Annotated in this window: 18 protein-coding genes; 10 read left to right on the forward strand and 8 right to left on the reverse strand. The window is 60.8% G+C overall.

All coding sequences use genetic code 11. The features are described from left to right. Window positions 1-336 precede the first annotated feature (336 nt). Both gltB and G5287_RS09725 read left to right on the forward strand, forming a co-directional pair. Entirely contained in the window at window positions 337-4,794 is a 4,458-nt protein-coding gene (gltB, locus tag G5287_RS09720) for a glutamate synthase large subunit (protein ID WP_421231214.1), read from the forward strand. Between the two features lie 12 nt (window positions 4,795-4,806). Further along, a complete protein-coding gene (locus G5287_RS09725) occupies window positions 4,807-6,222 on the forward strand; it encodes an FAD-dependent oxidoreductase (RefSeq protein WP_005346752.1) in 1,416 nt (471 codons plus the stop codon). A 135-nt stretch (window positions 6,223-6,357) separates the two neighbouring features. Here G5287_RS09725 and G5287_RS09730 read toward each other — a convergent pair whose 3' ends face one another. From G5287_RS09730 to G5287_RS09750, 5 genes are all read right to left on the reverse strand, one after another. Further along, the gene (locus G5287_RS09730; RefSeq protein ID WP_421231215.1) at window positions 6,358-7,119 is read right to left on the reverse strand and encodes an amino acid ABC transporter ATP-binding protein; all 762 of its coding nucleotides are present in this window, start codon (window positions 7,117-7,119) and stop codon (window positions 6,358-6,360) included. Beyond that, window positions 7,116-7,772, reverse strand: coding sequence for an amino acid ABC transporter permease (locus G5287_RS09735; protein WP_421231216.1), 657 nt, complete (start codon window positions 7,770-7,772; stop codon window positions 7,116-7,118). Before G5287_RS09735 ends, G5287_RS09730 begins: the two co-directional genes overlap by 4 nt. 57 nt (window positions 7,773-7,829) lie before the next feature. Further along, window positions 7,830-8,603, reverse strand: coding sequence for an amino acid ABC transporter substrate-binding protein (locus G5287_RS09740; RefSeq protein WP_263084026.1), 774 nt, complete (start codon window positions 8,601-8,603; stop codon window positions 7,830-7,832). A gap of 270 nt (window positions 8,604-8,873) precedes the next feature. Further along, window positions 8,874-9,269, reverse strand: coding sequence for a nuclear transport factor 2 family protein (locus G5287_RS09745; RefSeq protein WP_041208475.1), 396 nt, complete (start codon window positions 9,267-9,269; stop codon window positions 8,874-8,876). Between the two features lie 32 nt (window positions 9,270-9,301). Then, a complete protein-coding gene (locus G5287_RS09750; protein WP_323071141.1) occupies window positions 9,302-9,928 on the reverse strand; it encodes an O-methyltransferase in 627 nt (208 codons plus the stop codon). Window positions 9,929-10,209: 281 nt separating this feature from the next. On the opposite strand from G5287_RS09750, the gene G5287_RS09755 reads away from it, so the two are divergent. Then, complete coding sequence (locus G5287_RS09755) at window positions 10,210-11,505, forward strand: DEAD/DEAH box helicase (protein ID WP_421231217.1); 1,296 nt, start codon at window positions 10,210-10,212, stop codon at window positions 11,503-11,505. A gap of 98 nt (window positions 11,506-11,603) precedes the next feature. Next, the gene (locus G5287_RS09760; protein WP_421171945.1) at window positions 11,604-12,254 is read left to right on the forward strand and encodes a DUF2913 family protein; all 651 of its coding nucleotides are present in this window, start codon (window positions 11,604-11,606) and stop codon (window positions 12,252-12,254) included. 99 nt (window positions 12,255-12,353) lie between these two features. Here G5287_RS09760 and G5287_RS09765 read toward each other — a convergent pair whose 3' ends face one another. The 3 genes from G5287_RS09765 to G5287_RS09775 form a co-directional block, all read right to left on the reverse strand. After that, window positions 12,354-12,593 (reverse strand): FeoC-like transcriptional regulator, encoded by a 240-nt coding sequence (locus tag G5287_RS09765; RefSeq protein ID WP_005350974.1) that lies wholly within the window; start codon window positions 12,591-12,593, stop codon window positions 12,354-12,356. Continuing rightward, window positions 12,590-14,863 carry a Fe(2+) transporter permease subunit FeoB gene (gene feoB / locus G5287_RS09770; protein ID WP_266135580.1) on the reverse strand — a complete coding sequence of 758 codons (2,274 nt, stop codon included), beginning with the start codon at window positions 14,861-14,863 and terminating at the stop codon, window positions 12,590-12,592. The genes G5287_RS09765 and feoB overlap by 4 nt, the downstream gene beginning before the upstream one ends. 128 nt (window positions 14,864-14,991) lie before the next feature. Beyond that, window positions 14,992-15,219 carry a FeoA family protein gene (locus tag G5287_RS09775; protein ID WP_005337384.1) on the reverse strand — a complete coding sequence of 76 codons (228 nt, stop codon included), beginning with the start codon at window positions 15,217-15,219 and terminating at the stop codon, window positions 14,992-14,994. 119 nt (window positions 15,220-15,338) lie between these two features. Here G5287_RS09775 and G5287_RS09780 point away from each other — a divergent pair, with 119 nt between their 5' ends. The 6 genes from G5287_RS09780 to G5287_RS09805 all read left to right on the forward strand — a co-directional run bounded on the left by G5287_RS09780 (window position 15,339) and on the right by G5287_RS09805 (window position 19,918). Beyond that, a complete protein-coding gene (locus G5287_RS09780) occupies window positions 15,339-15,668 on the forward strand; it encodes a translation initiation factor (protein WP_421171944.1) in 330 nt (109 codons plus the stop codon). 259 nt (window positions 15,669-15,927) lie between these two features. Continuing rightward, window positions 15,928-16,485: a TMEM165/GDT1 family protein gene (locus tag G5287_RS09785; RefSeq protein ID WP_005337386.1), complete on the forward strand. Its 558-nt coding sequence runs from the start codon at window positions 15,928-15,930 to the stop codon at window positions 16,483-16,485. Window positions 16,486-16,649: 164 nt separating this feature from the next. Beyond that, window positions 16,650-17,588, forward strand: a complete 939-nt coding sequence (locus G5287_RS09790) for a DUF2157 domain-containing protein (protein ID WP_421231218.1) — start codon at window positions 16,650-16,652, stop codon at window positions 17,586-17,588. Further along, a complete protein-coding gene (locus G5287_RS09795) occupies window positions 17,581-18,585 on the forward strand; it encodes a DUF4401 domain-containing protein (RefSeq protein ID WP_421208748.1) in 1,005 nt (334 codons plus the stop codon). The genes G5287_RS09790 and G5287_RS09795 overlap by 8 nt, the downstream gene beginning before the upstream one ends. After that, window positions 18,582-19,100 (forward strand): GDYXXLXY domain-containing protein, encoded by a 519-nt coding sequence (locus G5287_RS09800; protein ID WP_227342433.1) that lies wholly within the window; start codon window positions 18,582-18,584, stop codon window positions 19,098-19,100. The genes G5287_RS09795 and G5287_RS09800 overlap by 4 nt, the downstream gene beginning before the upstream one ends. A 71-nt stretch (window positions 19,101-19,171) precedes the next feature. Then, complete coding sequence (locus G5287_RS09805; protein ID WP_421231219.1) at window positions 19,172-19,918, forward strand: substrate-binding periplasmic protein; 747 nt, start codon at window positions 19,172-19,174, stop codon at window positions 19,916-19,918. The last annotated feature ends 22 nt before the right edge of the window (window positions 19,919-19,940 follow it).

The raw sequence follows: 19,940 nt of genomic DNA on the forward strand, positions 1-19,940 counted from the left end.
CCCTTCCGCTGTCAGCCACATCGGGTTGGTAAAATTACTACATTCGCCCATCGTCGCCGAGCACACCATTGAGCCCGTCAATGACGATATATTTAACCAACAAAATCAAACTATACAGAATAAAAACTACATAACTGCGAGCAAATCCCCCTAACCCGACATTTTGTTATGCGAATGTAACCATGAAGACAAACCTGACCTGCGATTGACCTCGCCAGAAAATCCCATTAGTTTGGAGATTCGCCACGTCAGGCAGACGGAACCACAAGAGCCAATCGCAATTTATGCAGTCAGGTGATGACTGTGCGATACAAGGCCGAGCAAGGGAGAAATGCAATGTCACTATATGATCCAAAGCTGGAGAGGGATAACTGTGGCTTCGGCCTATTGGCCCACATGGAAGGGGAAGCCAGCCACAAGCTTGTCCGTCTCGCGATGTCAGCATTGGCTCGCATGCAGCACCGCGGCGGGATCTCCGCCGATGGCAAGACCGGCGATGGTTGCGGTCTGCTGCTGCAAAAACCGGACAGCTTCTTCAGAGCTGTCGCCGAGGAGAAGGGATGGCACCTTGGCCGCAACTATGCGGTCGGCATGCTGTTTCTCAACCCTGACCCCGTATTGGCCCAGCAGACCCGCGACATCATCGACGAAGAGCTGGAAAAAGAGACCCTGAGTCTGGTCGGCTGGCGCAAGGTGCCCGTCGATACCAACGTACTGGGTACCATCGCCAAAGCCTCCCTGCCCAGCATTGAACAGGTCTTTGTCAACGCCCCGCCCGGCTGGGTCGACAAGGATCTCGAGCGCCGTCTCTATATCGTGCGTCGCCGCATCGAAAAGCGCGTCAACGACGACTACTTCTATGTGGTCAGCCTCTCCAACCTGGTCACCGTCTATAAAGGGCTGTGCATGCCGGTGGACTTGCCGCGCTTCTATCTGGATCTCGCCGACATCCGTATGCAGGCGGCCATCTGCGTCTTCCACCAACGTTTCTCCACCAACACCAGCCCGCGCTGGCCGCTGGCCCAGCCGTTCCGCTATCTGGCCCACAACGGCGAGATCAACACCATCGCCGGTAACCGCCAGTGGGCCAAAGCGCGCAGCTACAAATTTGCGACGCCGCTCATTCCCGATTTGCAGGAAGCGGCTCCCTTCGTCAACACCACCGGCTCTGACTCCTCCAGCCTCGACAACATGCTGGATCTCTTCCTCGCCGGTGGTATGGACCTGTTCCGCGCCATGCGCCTGTTGATCCCGCCTGCATGGCAAAAGCACCCGAACATGGATGACGACCTGCGCGCCTTCTACGACTTCAACTCCATGCACATGGAGCCGTGGGATGGCCCCGCTGGTATCGTCATGACCGACGGTCGCTACGCCACCTGCGCACTTGATCGCAACGGTCTGCGTCCGGCCCGCTACGTCATCACCAAGGACAAGTTCATCACCCTCGCCTCCGAGGTCGGCACCTGGGACTACACCCCGGACGAAGTGCTGGAGAAGGGCCGGGTCGGCCCGGGCGAGCTGTTCGTGGTGGATACCAGCAACGGCAAGGTGTGGACCAGCTTCGAGATCGATGACGATCTCAAGACCCGCCACACCTACAAACAATGGATGGATAAACATTGCCGCCGACTGGTCCCCTTCGAGCAGATGGACGATAGCCAGACCGGTAGCCGCGAGTTCTCCGACGACCAGCTGAAAACCTATCAGAAGCTGTTTGGCTACTCCTTCGAGGAGCTGGATCAGATCATCCGGGTACTGGGTGAGAACGGTCAGGAAGCGGTCGGCTCCATGGGGGATGACACCCCGATGGCGGTGCTCTCCTCCGGTCCGCGCACCCTTTATGACTACTTCCGCCAGATGTTTGCCCAGGTGACCAACCCGCCCATCGACCCGCTGCGGGAGAACCACGTGATGTCGCTGGCCACCTGTATCGGTCGCGAGCAGAACGTCTTCAACGAGACCTTCGGCCACGCCCACCGGGTGCTGTTCCAGTCGCCGATCCTGCTCTACTCCGACTTCCACCAGCTGCTGGCACTGGAAGGTGAGTACTACCGTCATCAGGTGATCAGCCTCAACTTCAAGCCAGAAGAGGGGCTGGAAGCGGCCATCGTGCGCATCTGCGATGAGGCCAAAGCCGCAGCCAAGAGTGGCACCGTACTACTGGTGCTGTCGGATCGCGACATCAGCGCCGACACCCTGCCGATCCCTGCCGCCATGGCGGTGGGTGCAGTACAGCGTACCCTGGTGGACAACAACCTGCGCTGCGACGCCAACATTCTGGTGGAAACTGCAAGCTGCCGTGACCCGCACCACTTCTCGGTGCTGCTGGGCTTTGGCGCGACCGCCATCTACCCCTATCTCGCCTACGAAACCCTGGCCAAACAGGTTGAAGAGGGCGTGCTCACCATGTCCCTGCGCCAGGCGATGGTCAACTATCGCAACGGCATCAACAAGGGGCTCTACAAGGTGATGTCCAAGATGGGCATCAGCACGGTCGCCAGCTACCGCTGCTCCCAGCTGTTTGAAGCGGTCGGTCTGGCCAAGTCGGTGGTCGATACCTGCTTCCGCGGCGTATCGAGCCGTATTCAGGGTGCCGATTTTGCCGATATCCAGCAGGATCAGCACAATCTGGCCCGTCAGGCCTGGCTGACCCGCAAGCCCCTCCCCCACGGTGGTCTGCTCAAGTTCGTCCACGGCGGCGAGTACCACACCTACAACCCGGATGTGGTGCAGACCCTGCAAACCGCGGTGCGCTCCGGCAACTATGCCGATTACAAGGAGTACGCCCGTCTGGTGAACGAGCGCCCGGTTGCCACCCTGCGCGATCTGCTGGCGCTGAAGAAGGTCGACAATCCGGTCGCGCTGGATCAGGTTGAGCCAGCCGACAAGCTGTTCCCCCGCTTCGACTCCGCCGCCATGTCCATCGGCGCCCTCGGCCCTGAAGCCCACGAGGCACTGGCTGTCGCCATGAACCGCCTCGGTGGTCAGAGCAACTCCGGCGAAGGTGGCGAAGATCCCAAGCGTTTCGGTACCGAGAAGAACTCCCGCATCAAGCAGGTGGCTTCCGGCCGATTCGGTGTCACCCCCCACTACCTGATGAACGCCGATGTAGTGCAGATCAAGGTGGCTCAAGGCGCCAAGCCCGGTGAAGGGGGCCAGCTGCCCGGTGATAAGGTCACCGCCCAGATCGCCCAGCTGCGTTATTCCGTGCCCGGCGTGACCCTGATTTCACCGCCGCCGCACCACGACATCTACTCCATCGAGGATCTGGCCCAGCTCATCTTCGACATCAAGCAGATCAACCCGAGCTGTCTGGTGTCGGTGAAACTGGTCTCCGAACCCGGCGTTGGCACCATCGCCTGCGGCGTGGCGAAGGCCTATGCCGACTTCATCACCATCTCCGGTTATGACGGCGGTACCGGTGCCAGCCCCCTCACCTCGGTCAAATATGCCGGCTCCCCGTGGGAGCTGGGTCTGGCTGAAACCCAGCAGGCGCTGGTCGCCAACGGCCTGCGCCACAAGGTGCGACTGCAGGTGGATGGCGGCCTCAAGACCGGTCTGGACATCATCAAAGCGGCCATCCTCGGCGCCGAGAGCTTCGGTTTTGGCACCGGTCCCATGGTGGCGCTCGGTTGCAAATACCTGCGGATCTGCCACCTGAACAACTGCGCCACCGGCGTTGCCACTCAGGATGAGAAGCTGCGTCGCGAGCACTTCACCGGCCTGCCGGAGATGGTGATGAACTACTTCAAGTTCATCGCCGAGGAGACCCGCGAGCTGATGGCCCAGCTCGGTGTCACCCAGCTGACCGACCTGATTGGCCGCACCGATCTGCTGGAAGCCCTGCCCGGCCTCACCGCCCGTCAGGCCAAGCTGGATCTCTCCGGCATTCTGGCCCGTCCGGTTGCTCCGGCAGGCTCCAGCCTGTTCAGCCAGCAGCACAACCCCACCTTCGACAAGGGGCCGCTCAACCTCAAGATGGTGGAGGATCTGCTGGAAGCGGTGGAAACCTCAAGCGGTGGCGAGTTCCGCTACGACATTCGCAACACCGACCGCTCGGTGGGTGCGCGTCTGTCCGGCGAAATCGTCAAGCGGCACGGCAACCAGGGGATGGCGGCCGATCCGGTCAAAGTGCACTTCAACGGCACCGCAGGCCAGAGCTTCGGCGTCTGGAACGCGGGTGGCCTTGAGATGATCCTCACTGGCGATGCCAACGACTATGTGGGCAAGGGGATGACCGGCGGCAAGCTGGTGATCAAGCCCCATGTCGGCGTGGCGTTCAAATCCCATGAAGCGGCCATCATCGGCAACACCTGCCTCTACGGTGCCACCGGCGGCAAACTCTACGCCGCGGGCACTGCCGGCGAGCGTTTCGCAGTGCGCAACTCCGGCGCACTGGCGGTGGTCGAGGGGATTGGCGACAACGGTTGTGAATACATGACCGGCGGCATCGTCACCGTACTGGGTCAGACCGGCGTCAACTTTGCGGCGGGCATGACCGGCGGCTTTGCCTACGTGCTCGACGAGTGCGGCAACTTCGCCAAGCGCACCAACCCCGAGCTGGTGGAACTGCTGGACGTGGCGGATCTCGCCATCCATCAGGAGCACCTGCGCGGCATCATCACGGCGCACCTCAATGAGACCGGCAGCTCGCGCGCCGAGGAGATCCTGGCTAACTTCGACTCCTATGTGCCCAAGTTCAGGCTGATCAAACCCAAGTCCAGCGACGTGAAATCGCTGCTGGGTCACACCAGCCGTTCCAGTGCAGAACTCAGAATCCAGGCGCAATAAGGAGGGAACCCTATGAGCCAGAACGTATTTCAGTTTATCGATGTCCAGCGGGTCGACCCGCCCAAGAAGCCGCTCAAGATCCGCAAAATCCAGTTTGTGGAGATCTACGAGTCCTTCAATCAGCCGCAGGTACAGATGCAGGCGGATCGCTGCCTCGAGTGCGGCAACCCCTACTGCGAGTGGAAGTGTCCGGTCCACAACTACATCCCCAACTGGCTGAAGCTGGCCAAAGAGGGGCGCATTCTGGAGGCGGTAGAGCTCTCCCACCAGACCAACAGCCTGCCGGAAGTGTGCGGTCGGGTCTGCCCGCAGGATCGCCTCTGTGAGGGCTCCTGCACCCTCAACGATCGCTTCGGCGCGGTGACCATCGGCAACATCGAAAAATACATCACCGACAAGGCGTTCGAGATGGGCTGGAAGCCGGATCTCTCGAACGTGGTCAAGACCGGCAAGCGGGTCGCCGTCATCGGTGCCGGCCCTGCAGGCCTCGCCTGTGCCGATGTGCTGGCACGCAATGGCGTCACCCCGGTGGTGTTTGACAAGTATCCGGAGATCGGTGGCCTGCTCACTTTCGGTATCCCCTCCTTCAAGCTGGAAAAAGAGGTGATGCAACGTCGCCGCGAGATCTTCCAGGGGATGGGCGTGGAGTTTCGTCTCGAGACCGAAGTGGGCAAGGACATCACCTTCGCCGATCTGCTCGGCGAGTTCGATGCGGTCTTCCTCGGGGTCGGTACCTACAAGTACATGAAGGGCGGCTTTGCCAACGAAGAGGCGCCGGGCGTCTATGATGCCCTGCCCTACCTCATCGCCAACGCCAACCGCTTGCTGGGGTTCGAGAAGGCACAAGCCGACTACATCGACTTCGCCGGCAAGCAGGTGGTGGTGCTGGGCGGTGGCGATACCGCCATGGACTGCGTGCGTACCGCTATCCGTCAGGGGGCCGCCAAGGTGATCTGCGCCTATCGCCGCGACGAGGAGAACATGCCGGGCTCCAAGCGGGAGGTGAAAAACGCCCGCGAGGAGGGGGTTGAGTTCATGTTCAACCTGCAACCGGTAGCGGTCGAGCTGGATGCCAGTGGTCGCACCGTCGGCATCAAAGTAGTGAGCACCGAGCTGGGTGAACCCGATGCCAATGGCCGCCGCAATCCGGTGGTCATCGAGGGCTCAGAGCAGGTGTTGGCCGCCGATGCGGTGGTGATGGCGTTTGGCTTCCAGCCCAACCCCCAGCCCTGGATGGCGGAGTTCGGCATCGAGCTCGACAACCGGGATCGCATCAAGGCGCGCGAGCAGGCGGAATATGCCTTCCAGACCAGCAACCCCAAGGTGTTCGCCGGTGGCGACGCGGTACGCGGCTCCGATCTGGTGGTGACCGCCATCTACGAAGGGCGCAAGGCGGCCGAAGGGATCATGGACTATCTGGCGGTCTAACCTGCAATTCCGCAGTCAACCCAAAACAGAGCCCCGCAAATGCGGGGCTCTTCTTTTGAGGCTCGGGATTCAAGGCTCGGAGTTCTCGCTGGCAGCTTGTCACCTATCACTCCACCCACCTCGTCCGGGGAGCGGCTAGATGCTCCAGCTCTCCGGCAACCGCTCGGTGAGGGTGGAGATGTACTCGAAGGTACGCGCCCGCTTGGGAGTGGTGAACATCTGGCGTGCACTGCCTGCTTCCACCACCTCACCCGCCTCCAGAAAGATCACCTGCTGCGCTATCTGGGCGGCCAGCCGCAGATCGTGGGTGGCGATTAGCATGGTGGTTCCCTCGCAGGCCAGCTGGCGCAGCACCGTCACCACCTCCTGGGCAAGCTCGGGATCCAGCGCCGAGGTGGGTTCATCACAGAGCAGTACCTTGGGCGATGGCGCCAGCGCCCTCGCAATGGCAACCCGCTGCTGCTGGCCACCGGAGAGGGTGGCAGGCACCGCCTCGGCCTTGTGCCTGAGCCCCACCTTGTCGAGCAGTTGCAAGCCGCGCACCTCCGCTTTCGCTCTTGGCCACTTCAACACGGTCACCAGCCCCTCAATCACGTTTTCCAGCACCGTCATGTGCGGGAACAGTTGGAAATTCTGGAATACCATGCCGGTCTGCTGGCGCAATGCCTGCACGCTCTGGCGAGGCAGATGGTGAGAAAAATCGAGTTCGCTCCCCCCCAACACCAAGTGCCCCGCATCCGGCCGCTCCAGCACATTGACACAGCGCAACAGGGTGCTCTTGCCACTGCCCGAGGGGCCAATCAGGGCGGTCACACTGCCCGCCACCATGGCAAGATCGATCCCCTTGAGCACCCGCTGCCCGCCAAACTGCTTCTCGATACCACGCAACCGGATCATAGGGCGACCTCCCGGGTCTCTTTGTGGGTCAACTTGCGCTCCAGCCGGTCTTGCAAGGTGGAGAGCACCGAGCTAAACAGCAGGTAGATGATGGCCGTCTCTATGTAAAGGATCAGCGGCTCATAGGTGACAGAGGCGAGCCGCTGGGCCGCCTGAAACAGCTCAGGCACGGTCACTGCCGCCGCCAACGAGGTGTCCTTCACCAGCGAAATAAAGGTGTTGGAAAGCGGTGGCACCGCAATGCGCGCCGCCTGCGGCAGGATCACCCGCCACATCACCTGGGGCCAGTTCATGCCAATCGAATAGGCCGCCTCCCACTGCCCTTTCGGGATCGCCGCCAGAGTGGCACGGATGATCTCAGAGCTGTAGGCGCCGATGTTGAGGGTGAACCCGATCACCGCGGCGGTGAAGGCATCCAGCACAATGCCAGCACTCGGCAAGCCATAGAAAATCAGAAAGAGCTGCACCAGCAGCGGCGTACCACGAATAAGCCAGACATAAAAACGAACCAGTGCCACCAATGGTGTCGGGCCATATAATCTGGCCAGCGCCACCAGCAAGCCGAGCAATATTCCCAAGACAAAGGTGATCAGGGTCAGTGGCACGGTAAAAATAAGCCCCGCTCTAAGCAGGGGCCAAAAAGAGTCGATCATTAACTGCAACCAGGCTGGCACGTTAATTACCTCGCTAGTTATTATTTTCCGGCAATATTATTGCGAGACATCAGTACCAAAATACTTAAGAGATATTTTCTGGTAGCTACCATCCTGTTTGGCAGTGCGCAGTGCCTGATTGATAGCGGCCAGCAATTCCGGCTGTCCCTTGGCGAGCAACACTGCCGATTGATCCCCCTTCGCCTCGGTCGCCGCCACCCTCAATTTGGCATCCGGTTTCTGTTTCTTGAAGTCGAGGAACGAGAGGCTGTCATTGATGGTGGCATCCACTCGCCCGGTCAGCACCAGCTGTAGTGACTGGTTGAAGCCCTCGGTGGCGACCACCTCGGCGCCCGAGGATTTCGCCAGCTGAGCAAAGTTGCTAGTCAGGGACTGGGATGATTTCTTACCCTTCAGATCCGCAAAGCTGTTGATGCTGTGATTATCGCTGTGCACCACGATCACCGCTTTGGAGGTGATGTAGGGATCTGAAAAATCATACTTTTTCAGCCGCTCCGGGGTGATGGCCACTTCGTTGAGCACCAGATCGTAGCGCTTGGCATCCACCCCGGCGATGAGACCATCCCACTTGCCTTCGACAAACTCCGGCTTCACCCCAAGGCCTTTTGCAATCAGCTCGCCAATCTCCACATCAAAGCCGACCAGCTTGCCGCTCTTGTCGTGATAGGTGAACGGAGGATAAGCCCCTTCGGTACCAATCTTGATCACGCCACTATGCTGAATCGCCGCAAGGGAGGATTGTGCCTCGGCAGAAGTCACCAAGGTCAACGGAAGGGATGCCAGTAAAAAGAGAGTGTGCCACTTGTTCATATTATTTACCTCGTTATATTTTTATTTCCCATGAGTCGCCAACGACAACCATATTAATGAAACCGTCTCTTGCATGGATGATGCAAATATCTAAAAACTCAGATGTATGCCTTGCAAATATCGAGCTGGCTTAGGCAAAACATATCGCGCCATATCCCATGTCCAAACCATGAAATATGGTGATATTTAGCGAAATAATGGATAACGAGGGTGGGATGGCTTGAACATGGCAAACACCGCCAGCCATCAGAGTGACCGGCGGCGCTCTTTTTAGACGAGTTCTGGCGTGCGGGTTAGCTTGCTCACCCAGGGACGGCGCCAGGCGGGGGCCTCATACTGTTCCGGCCAATATTCGGTCTGCTGCACAATGCGATCGCCCTCGACCCGATGAAAGGTGATGGCCCGGGCATGCACGACCCCATCGGTGATCTGCACTTCGCTCACCACCTCGTCTCCTTGTGCCAGCAGGCGGACTATGGTGAAACTCCACGGCCCGGCGGCCGGATAACGGCGATTGATCTCGACAAAGTTGCAGCGCCCGAGGATCCGCTCCCCCGATTGCGGCCAGTCACAGACAAACTCATCCCCCAGCCATCGCGCCGCTCTGGCAAAATCATTGCTCTGCATTGCCTGCCAGTAAGCTTCCACCACTGCCACCGGTTTCATCACTGCCACCTCCCTCTTCATGTTCAGGTTGCTCACACTCTCACCACCAGCCACTCCCCCTTGCCCACCGGCACCAGCGAGGTGACAAAACGGGGATCCTGCGCCACTTCAGCCATCCATTCCGCCAGCTCCTCCCGATGAGAGATGGCATTATCGACCACCAGCAAGCCGCGCGGGGGCAAGAGACGCTGCAACTGCGGCCACCACACCCGGTATTGCCGGCGATCGGAATCAAGAAAGATGAGCGGGAAGCCCGCCGATGGCAGGGTGGGCAACAGCGCTCCCGCCTCCCCGGCCAGCTGGGTGATCCGCCCGGCAAGACCGGCTTGTTCGAAATTGGCCTGCGCCAGTGCCCGCTTGCTCTCATCCCGTTCGATGGTCGTGACATGACCATCGAGCCGGGCCACCGCCTCGGCCAGCCAGAGGGTGGAGTAACCGTTGGAGGTGCCGATCTCGAGCACCGCCTGCGCCCCGCGGGTCTGCACCAAAACCGCCAGCAACTCGCCGGTATCGCGGGTAATGTTGAGCATCTTGTCGGCGCGATCCGTCTGCGCCAGGTCGTGCTGCTCGCCAAACTGCTCCAGCGCCTGCTTCAGACGCTCAAGGGGGGTATTGGCCCTCGCCGTCTGCAGTGGCAAACCGCGCTCGCACCCGGTCATCGCCCTCTCCTTTCATGACTATCAATAGCCACTATCCTTACGGCTGGCATTTTTGGAGTCAAATGGCGGCGACCAAAACCTTGCGCCGGTTAAAAAAACCGATAAAAAACTCTGGCCAATTGAGGCAGAATTTGCTGCGCCTATCTGTTACACTTCGCGCCCGCCATTTTCAGGCTGCGCTGATGCTTTATCAGGGTCGGCCACCAGTGGCAATCCGCGACCGTTCGCCCATGCCGGCTTGTCAAGCCGAACACAATCCAGTTGGATCACAGGAAACCGATATGAGATTTGAAGCATTCGATTTTGCCCCCGAGATTTTGCGCGCAGTCTCGGAGTGCGGTTATCAGGAGATGACCCCTGTGCAGCAGCAGGCGATCCCGGCCATTCGCCGTGGCCGCGATGTGCTGGCCAGCGCCCAGACCGGTACCGGCAAGACCGCCGCCTTCGCCCTGCCCATCTTGCAGCGTCTGGTAGACAATCCGGCGCCGGTCCAGCCTTCCAACGCCCGGGTGCTGATCCTGACCCCGACCCGCGAGCTGGCGGCTCAGGTGGCGAGCAACATCAATGACTTCGCCAAGTATCTCGATGTCACCACCATCACCATCGTCGGCGGTGGCAAGCAGGACGTGCAGGCCAAGAAGCTCAAAGCGGGCGCTCACATCATTGTGGCCACCCCGGGCCGTCTACTGGAGCACCTCACCGCCTGCAACCTCAGCCTCTCCACCGTGGAGTGTCTGGTGATGGATGAAGCAGATCGCATCCTCGACATGGGCTTCAGTGCCGATGTGCAGAAGATCCTGCAAGCGGTCAACAAGACCCGTCAAAACCTGCTCTTCTCCGCCACCTTCTCCGACGCGGTGAAGAAGCTGGCCAACCTGATGCTGGACAGACCGCAGATCGTCAGCGTCAACAAGCAGAACTCCACCGCCGACACCGTCAGCCACACCGTCTATCCGGTCGAGCAGAAGCGCAAGCGCGAGCTGCTCTCCGAGCTGATTGGCAAGCAGAACTGGCAGCAGGTGCTGGTGTTCGCCAGTACCCGCGAGAGCTGTGATGTGCTGGTCGAGGAGCTGAACCTCGACGGCATCAAGTCCGCCGTTGTCCATGGCGAGAAGGCCCAGGGCAACCGTCGCCGCGCCCTGCGCGAATTCATGGAAGGCAAGATACGGGTACTGGTCGCCACCGAGGTGGCAGCCCGTGGTCTGGACATTCCGGATCTGGAGTACGTGGTCAACTATGATCTGCCGTTCCTGGCGGAAGATTACGTGCACCGCATCGGCCGTACCGGTCGTGCCGGCAAGCGCGGCATGGCCATCTCCTTCGTCAGCCGTGAAGAGGAGCGTACCCTGCTGGAGATCGAGGCCCTGATCGGCCAGAAGATCCGCCGCATCATGGTACCGGGCTATGAGGTGAGCAGCCGTGACGAGCTGATCAAACAGCTGCAGGAGCGTCGCCGCTTCGGCAAGCGTCCGCAGCGTGAAGATAACGCCGTGGCCCAGGTGATGGCCGAAGCCAAGCTGCAGGGTCAGCGCCTCAAGCGTCTGGCCGCCGCCAAGAAGCCCCGCCAGCCGAAATAAGGCGGACAGTTGCTCTATTGAACCGCAAAGGCGCCACTGGCGCCTTTGCCATCTCTGTCATCGGTGTTGACCCCTGGTGGTCAACTCAAGGATTGCTTATGACCTCTCCGACCTACAATCAGGCCCTGCTCGAGATGGCCACCCAGAGCCTGGCCGAACTGGCCCGCACCGCCGAGCAAAAGGCGGGCAAGCGCACTCCGGCGCAAGAGAGCCACTTTCTCTGCACCTGGATGGCCGACTCCCTCAAGGAGAAGCGCTTCTCCCGTCTGGTGATGGAAGATTTGAAAGCTTGGGTGCAGCTTGGCCGCACGCTGGGTGCGGGCGCCGATCTCAAGGGATTGCTGGAGCGCATCGCCTTCCAATACCAGTGCGCCATGACCAATCCGCAGCAATTGGGAGCCAAGCTGGCGGCCCTGCTGGAGGATCTGACGGCGGCAGGCTGGCTGGTGCTGACCGAGAGCGAGGTGAACGCCAAGCTGCGCCTGCAATCGGGCGGTCAAGCGAGTCTGGTGGTAAGCCATAGCGAATATGAAGGCCATATCGAGGACGGTGAGCTTGTCAAACCCCTCACCCTCTATGTGCGCGGTGATGAGCAGGTGCTGGCCGAGGCGGCCTTCAAGCACGGCCTGCTGCTGAGCCAGGGCAACAAGAAGACCACCCTGGTCAAACACCACAAAGCCTACCGGCTGATGCCGAACAACGCCCAACCGGCGCTGGCACTGCTGAGCGAGGCTCGCCAGAGCGCCTGATCCCGCCAGTGTGCAGCAATAAAAACGGCAGACCCTCATTTAAAGCAGGGCCTGCCGTTTTTTATTGTTCGATGTTTGGTGATGAGGTTGGGTAGTCGTTTAGCGGATCTTGATGCCAATCTGGCCCGCGTCACACCACTCGAACATCACCTCCTCGCTCTTGCCGCAGCAACTGCCACCACAGACCCGACTCTCGCGCTTGATGACCCGCCCCTTGCGCATCCAGACGCCGAGCATGGCCTCCACCGCATCTTCCGAGGTGTGGAAGTGGCGAGCCAGATCACGCCGGCTCACCTTCTGCTGCGCGGCGAGGTAATCCCCCAGCTCGCGCAGGATCATAAGGTCACCACCTTGCGGGCGACGATGTCACCGTGACGGCGACCGGCCCACCAGAGCAGTACCAGAGAGAGGCCATAGCTGACGATCCAGAACAGGCTCTGCTCCGGATGAGCGGCGAAGGTGGCCACCTGATAGAAGAGGGTCGCGCACATAAAGGCCATATAGTTGCACCAGGCCGCGGTAAAGAGGGCCCACTGGCGACCGGTTTCCCGCACCAGGGCACCCATGGCGGCGGCGCAAGGCATGTAGAGCAGCACGAACAAGAGGTAGGCAAAGGCACCAGCCGCCCCATCGAAGTGGGTCTGCATGTTGCCGTAGGTGGAGACATCCACTTCCTGCGCCTCGGCGGCAGCTTTCTGGTCGTCGAGGTTGCCAACATCAAGCCCCATAGGGTCGCTCGGGTTGATCTCCGCCAGATTGGCTGCCACGGCATCGATCGCCTCATGGAAGCTGGCCACCAGCGAGAACTCGCTCGCCTCCTCTTCATCTGCGCCACCACCGGCGTAGAGGCTGTTGAGGGTACCGACCACCGCCTCTTTGGCGAAGATACCGGTGACGATACCGACCGTAGCCTGCCAGTTGTCATCGCGCACACCGATGGGGTGCAGCACCGGGGTCACCGCTTGGCTGATCTTGCTAAGGACCGAGCTCTCCTGCTCCTGATGGCCAAAGCTGCCATCGGTACCCAGGGAGTTAAGCACGCTCAGCACGGCAACCACCAGCACGATGGTTTTACCGGCGCCAAAGACGAAGGATTTGAGCTTCTGCCAGGTCTTGATGGCAACGTTGACAGGACGCGGCCACTCGTAATCCGGCATCTCCATCACCATGGAGTCGCTCTTGCCCGGCAGCAGGGTATTGCGCAGCAGCAGGCCAGTGAGCACCGCCACCAGAATACCGATGAGGTAGAGACCGAACACCAGGTTCTGGCCTGATTCAGGGAAGAAGGCCACCGCAAACAGGGCGTAAACCGGCAGACGGGCACCGCACGACATGAAGGGGGCCATGGCGGAGGTCATCAGCCGCTCCCGCTCGGAGTTGAGGGTACGGGTCGCCATCACCGAGGGGACGGTACAGCCAAAGCCCATCAGCATCGGCACGAACGCCTTGCCCGGCAGGCCGAGGCGGCGCATCAGGGCATCCACCACGAAGGCGGCGCGGGCCAGATAGCCGGAGCTCTCCAGTACCGCGAGGAACAGATAGAGGCAACCAATCACCGGAATAAAGGTGGCCACGGTCTGCAAACCAACCCCGAAGCCGTCAGCCAGAATGGCGCCCAACCATTCGGGGGCATTGATCAGCCCCAGCAGGTGGTGCACCCCATCGACAAACAGGGCGCCGCCCATGATGTCGAAGAAGTCGATAAAGGCGCTGCCCACCTTGATGGCGAACATGAACATCAGGTACATGACAAACAGGAAGAAGGGGATGCCAATCCAGCGATTGAGCAGCACCCGATCCAGCCACTCACTCTGGGCCTCGGTGAGCTTGCCCTTCTGCTGGCGAGCCTGTTGTACCCACTGGTGGATATGGCCGTAGCGGATATCTGCCAGTTGCAGGTCGATATCCTGCCCTTGATGAGCGCGAGCTACCACATTGGCGGCGGCCGCCTGCTGACCGGGCAGCAGGGTCTCCTGCATCACCGCATCCTCTTCCAGCAGGCGCAGGGCGCGGCCACGGGTAGTGAGGTGATGCGGGGCGAGCAGGGTCTCCAGCTCCGCCAGATCGGTTTCAAGCTCTTGGCCGTAATCGAGTTGCAAGGCTGCTTGCGGCTGACCGATAAACTGCCGGATCTGCTGCTTGAAGGCGGCAACCTGCTTGCTGTTGTGGGCAGAGAGGGCCACTACAGGGCAACCGAGGGATTTGCCGAGCTTGCTATCGTCGATGACGATGCGGCGCTTTTGCAGGATATCCAGCTTGTTGAGCACCACCACCATGGGCAGGCCCAGTTCGCGCAGTTGCAGCGTGAGGTAGAGGGAGCGCTCCAGATTGGCGGCGTCGATGACGTTGAGCAGCAGGTCGGGTTGTTGGCCCTGGGCAAAGCGGCTGGCGATCTGCTCGTCCAGACTGCCATCCTGACCCGCCAGGCTATAGATGCCGGGCAGATCCATCAGCTTGAAGTGATGCTCACCCGCGCTGAACTCACCCATCTTCTTGTCTACGGTGACGCCACTCCAGTTGCCTACCTGCTGGCGGGCGCCGGTCAGGGCGTTGAACAGGGAGGTCTTACCGCTATTGGGGTTACCTACCGTTACCAGGGAATAATTCATACCAGCTCTACCTCTATTTTCTTCTGAACCCACCGCGTGCGAGTGGCAAGCTGCTTTGCAGGTTCGACTTCTTGTCTCTGAACCGCTCCCGGTGACTTTCTTGACCGAAGCGGTAGCCGAACAGGGGGTTATACCGGCTCGACTTCTATTTGCTGGGCCAGACTCTTTTGCATGGAGAGACAGATCCCCTGGCACTGGATCTGGAGCGGGTCCCCCAGGGGGGCGGAGCGCAGATAAATGACTTCAGTCTGGGGCAACAGGCCCATCACCATCAGTTTGCGGCGCAGCGGCCGGGCGAGCTGATTCATATTCTTGATGCGAGCACTCTGTCCCGGTGACAACTGCGTGAGTACCATGACTGACTCCTGAAGTTAAACAATAATAATTCTCTTTTACTTGGGGCATTATAAGCTGTGTCTTCAACTTTTATTTGAGTAAAATCAAACTCCGCTTAGCTAACCCGTAAAGTAACCTCATGAGTCACGACAGCAACAGCCGCCTTGTTTACAGCACAGATGGCGGTCAAATCAAGGAGCAGAGCGCTCCCCAATCCGCCTCCCCCTTCCCCACTGACGGCACCGTGCGCATGCGCCGCGAGACCAAAGGGCGCAAGGGCGCCGGGGTGATCACCATTCATGGCGTACCCGCCGATCAGCAAAAATCCCTGGCCACCCTGCTCAAGAAAAAGTGCGGCACCGGAGGCGGTATCAAGGAGGGAGTGATCGAGATCCAGGGGGATAAACGGGACCTGATCAAAACCGAGCTGGAGAAAGCCGGTTTCAGCGTCAAGCTGGTGGGTGGCTGATCCCCTTGTCACTCATGCGGTTTTTCCCTAGAATGCCCGCTCCCATCGAGGGGGAGTAGTCTCGCACGCCGGTGCCATCCATTGCATGAATACCGGTTTGCGACCCTGATCAACATACTTGGTGCCAAATCACCATGGTCAGGGTGATCCATGCCAGCCATGGATTTGACAAGACCTTTGACGGGCCAGTGCCAATACCGGGGACGGATGGCGCAGGCTTGTCTTTGGTTTATAACAATTCCGTCCCCCGGTCATTTTTATGGAAGCCTTGTTAACCTCAACCCTCAGCGTCGCTATTGCCGAGATCGGCGATAAAACCCAGCTGTTGGCGTTGCTGCTCATCTGCCGTTTTCGCAAGCCCTGGCCCATCATCGCCGGCATGCTGGCGGCTACCTTGCTCAACCATGCGGGCGCTGCCTGGATTGGTGAGTTCATCAGCCGCTGGCTCGATCCCAAGATAATGACCTGGCTGGTCGCCATCGCCTTTATCGCCATGGCTATCTGGATTTTGGTGCCGGACAAGATGGATGACGAGGAGAGCTCGCTGGATAAATACGGCCCCTTTATGGCCACCTTCGTGCTCTTCTTCATCGCCGAGATTGGCGACAAGACCCAGATCGCCACCGTGCTGCTGGCCGCCAAATATGATTCGCTGGTACAGGTCATTACCGGCACCACCCTCGGCATGATGCTGGCCAACGTGCCGGTGGTGCTGATCGGCAAGCTGGGGGCAGACAAGCTGCCGCTCAAGGGGATCCGCATCGCCTGCGCCATCCTCTTCGTCGGCCTCGGGGTGAGCACCCTGATCTTTGCCTGATCGCCTTTTCCGCTGACCAAGCCCTCCACCTCGGAGGGCTTTTTTGTTTGCTGCTTTGTCTAGTGCGTAACCCGCTGTCGCAACCACCTGCCCTACAGCCAAGGGGCAGTGCACGGTTGCGGGGACCTCATGCCATAATGGGGCAAACCTCGTGGAGTCCCCCCATGCACAACGTATCAAGAGAGACGCTTCTCGAATGGGTCAAACAGGGACGGCTGGCGCCAGAGAAGCTGGCGGACGCCCTGACCCTCGCCGATCTTCCCCCCCATCCGGCGCGCTGGCAGTGGCTGTTTGACCGGCTGCTGCTCTGGCTCGGCGCCCTCTGCATCGGGGCTGGCCTCATCTTCTTCGTTGCCTTCAACTGGCAGGAGTTGGGCCGGGTCTCCCGCCTCGCCCTGCTGGAGGCGCCGCTGCTCGCCATGCTGCTTCTGCTGTGGCGCAAACCCCTTGGGGATACCCCCCGTCAGGCGCTGCTGCTCGCCATCGCCCTCAATATCGGTGCCCTGCTGGCGCTGGTGGGTCAGACCTACCAGACCGGCGCCGATCCCTGGCAACTGTTCGCCACCTGGGCGCTGATGCTGGTGCCGCTGGCGGCGTTTGGCCAAAGTCCCCTGCTCTGGACCTTAAGCTGGCTGCTCGGCCAGCTGGCGCTGGTGCTCTACTGGCGGCTCGGTTTGTTCACGTTCTTCTTTACCTTCGATGAAGAGGGATTGGGCTGGTGCCTTACCCTTCTCAACGCTGTCCTCTGGGCTCTGCTTCTGCTGGCGCCAAACCGCTGGCGCCTGATGCCAAGCTGGCTGGCGGGCCTTGCTGCCGGTCTGGGGGCCACCCTGCTCACCCTGCTGGCGCTGTTTGATGTCGCCTCCCCGCTGGTGTGGCCGCTCTGGCTTGGCTGGCTCGCTGCGGCCTATGCCCTGTGGCACCACAGATTTATCGCCGGACTCGCCATGGGGTGCCTCAGCCTGATTGCCGTCATCTTCGCGGCGCTGGGCAAGTGGATGGAGCCCGACATCAACGGCTTCTTGCTGCTGAGCCTGATTGCCATCGGCCTTTCTGTCACCGCCGCCCGCTGGCTGCAACAACAACGGAGGTCTCATGAGTGATCTGACCCTTTGGCAAGCACTGCAACAGGCCAATCTGGTGGAAGGGGATCAGCCCAGTGATACCCAGCCCCACTGGTCGAGCCGCTTTATGCTGGGGCTGGTGGGGTGGATTGCCGCCCTGTTCCTGCTCTTTTTCCTGTTTCTCACCTTCGAACAGCTGACCCGCGAGGCCAACAGCGCCCTGCTGCTGGGGGCCGTGCTGCTGGCGGGGGCCTACGCCCTCAATCGCAGCCAAAGCGGCGATCTCTGGGATCAGTTCGTGCTGGCCCTCACCCTGGCGGCCGATGCCTGGCTGCTCTATGGCCTGCTCGATCAGCTTGATCTCCATCATGCCCTGCTCTGGTTTGGGTTGTGCCTGCTGTCCCTTGCCATCGCCGTGCTGTTCGATCACTGGCTGGTGCGGCTGTTTCACAGCGTGGCGGCGGCCCTGCTGCTCACCCTTGGCCTCGCTTGCATCGGGCTGCAACTGCTGGCGCTGCCGCTGGTGATGGCGGCCATCACCTTCTGCTGGCTGCGGGCAGATAGGGATCCCGCCCGTCACCAACTCTACCACTCCATCACGCTGGGGCTCGCCCTCTCCCTGCTGGTGCTGGGCCGCCTGCACCACCCACTGTGGGATGGCGGCAGCAGCGTGCTGGACGAACTGGGGCTGTCCCGCCTGCCGCTCTGGCTCAATCCCCTGATCTGCGCCGCCCTGCTGCTGGCGGTGATGGTGAAGCTCAAGCTCCCCCTGCTGTTTGGCCTGCCGCTGGTGCTGATCAGCGCCATCATCCCCGGCATGGGGGCAGGCGCACTGGTGCTGATCCTCGGGTTTTATGCCGGCAGTCTGGGGCTGATGACCCTCTCGGCCCTGCTGCTGCTCGGCTATGGCTCGCTCTATTACTACGACCTGGGGCTCACCCTGATGACCAAATCCTGGCTGTTGCTGGGCTCCGGCATCCTGCTGCTGGGTGCCCGCCAGCTGCTCACCACCTTTGCGGCAAGGAGCGACTCATGAAACCCGTCACCCGACAACTCGCCCTGTTGCTGAGCGGCCTCGCCATCCTGGCAGGCATCAATGCCACCGTCTGGCGCTATGAGCACGCCATGAGCAGCGGCGAAGTGGTGCTGCTGCGGCTCGCTCCGGTCGATCCCCGCTCTCTGATGCAGGGGGATTACATGCGGCTCAACTATGAAATTGCCCGCGAGCTGACCAGCCGCGACGCCCGTGCGACTCAAGACAAGGGCAGCGACACCCTGGTGATCCGCCTCGATGCCCATCAGGTAGCCACTCTGGTGGTCGATGGCAAACCGGATCGGCTCGCCAGCGATGAGCGGCTATTGCAGGTACACCAGAGCGAGCGGCAGTGGCAGATCGGCCCCGATGCCTACTTCTTTGAAGAGGGCACGGGGGAGCAGTACGAAACAGCCCGCTACGGCGAGTTCCGGCTGCAAGCCGATGGCAAGACCCTGCTGGTGGGGCTGCGGGATGAGGCCTACCAGCCCATCGGGCAGACCCGCGCCCGCTGGTAACGGCCGTGAGTGGCTATTTACTCTGTTCATGGTCACACTCAAGGGAAGGTTGATCGCTAAGGATGTTCCCAATGAGGATATGGCTGATCTGTCATCTGTTGCTGCTCTGCTGGGCCTCGACGGCCCGGGCTGATCTGGGCAAGCTCGAGTACCTCACCGAAGAGTCCCCCCCCTACAACTACAGCGATCCGCAAGGCCAGCCCACCGGGCTTGCGGTCGATCTGCTGCAGATGATCTGGCAACACAGCGGCGTGACGCCCCAGCCGGTGCGCATCCTGCCCTGGGCGCGAGGTTATTACTTGCTAACCCAGAAGCCCAACGTGGTGCTCTTCTCCACCGCCCGCACCCAGGCGCGGGAGGATCTCTTCAAGTGGGTCTGCCCCATCGGCTACTCGGAATACATACTGCTGGGCCGCAAAGCGCGGAACATCACCCTGACCGCCTTCGATCAGATGAGCCAATACAAGATCAGCGCGGTGCGCTCGGATGCAGCCGAACAGCTGCTGCTCAACAACGGCATGGATGACAACAACATCATCCCGGCCAACCGCCTGTCGCAGGGGTTGAAGATGCTGCTCTCCGGCCGCGCCGACCTGCTCGCCACCAGCAAGCTGGCGGGATATGACGCCGTCCGCGAACTGAAGCTGAGCAGCGATGACTTCAACGTGGCCATGGTGCTGAGCGCCGAGCAGCTCTGCTACGCCTTCAGCCGTCAGGTGCCTGACAGCGAGATCACCCTCTTTCAGCAGGGCCTGACCCGCGCCCTCGCCTCGGAGGAGTTTCGCAAATTGCAGGCCAAATACCTGCCGGTGCGCTGACTCTCGGCTGCGGCTGGGATGG

Source organism: Aeromonas sp. 603079 (assembly GCF_049172135.1).
Classification (GTDB): domain Bacteria; phylum Pseudomonadota; class Gammaproteobacteria; order Enterobacterales; family Aeromonadaceae; genus Aeromonas; species Aeromonas veronii.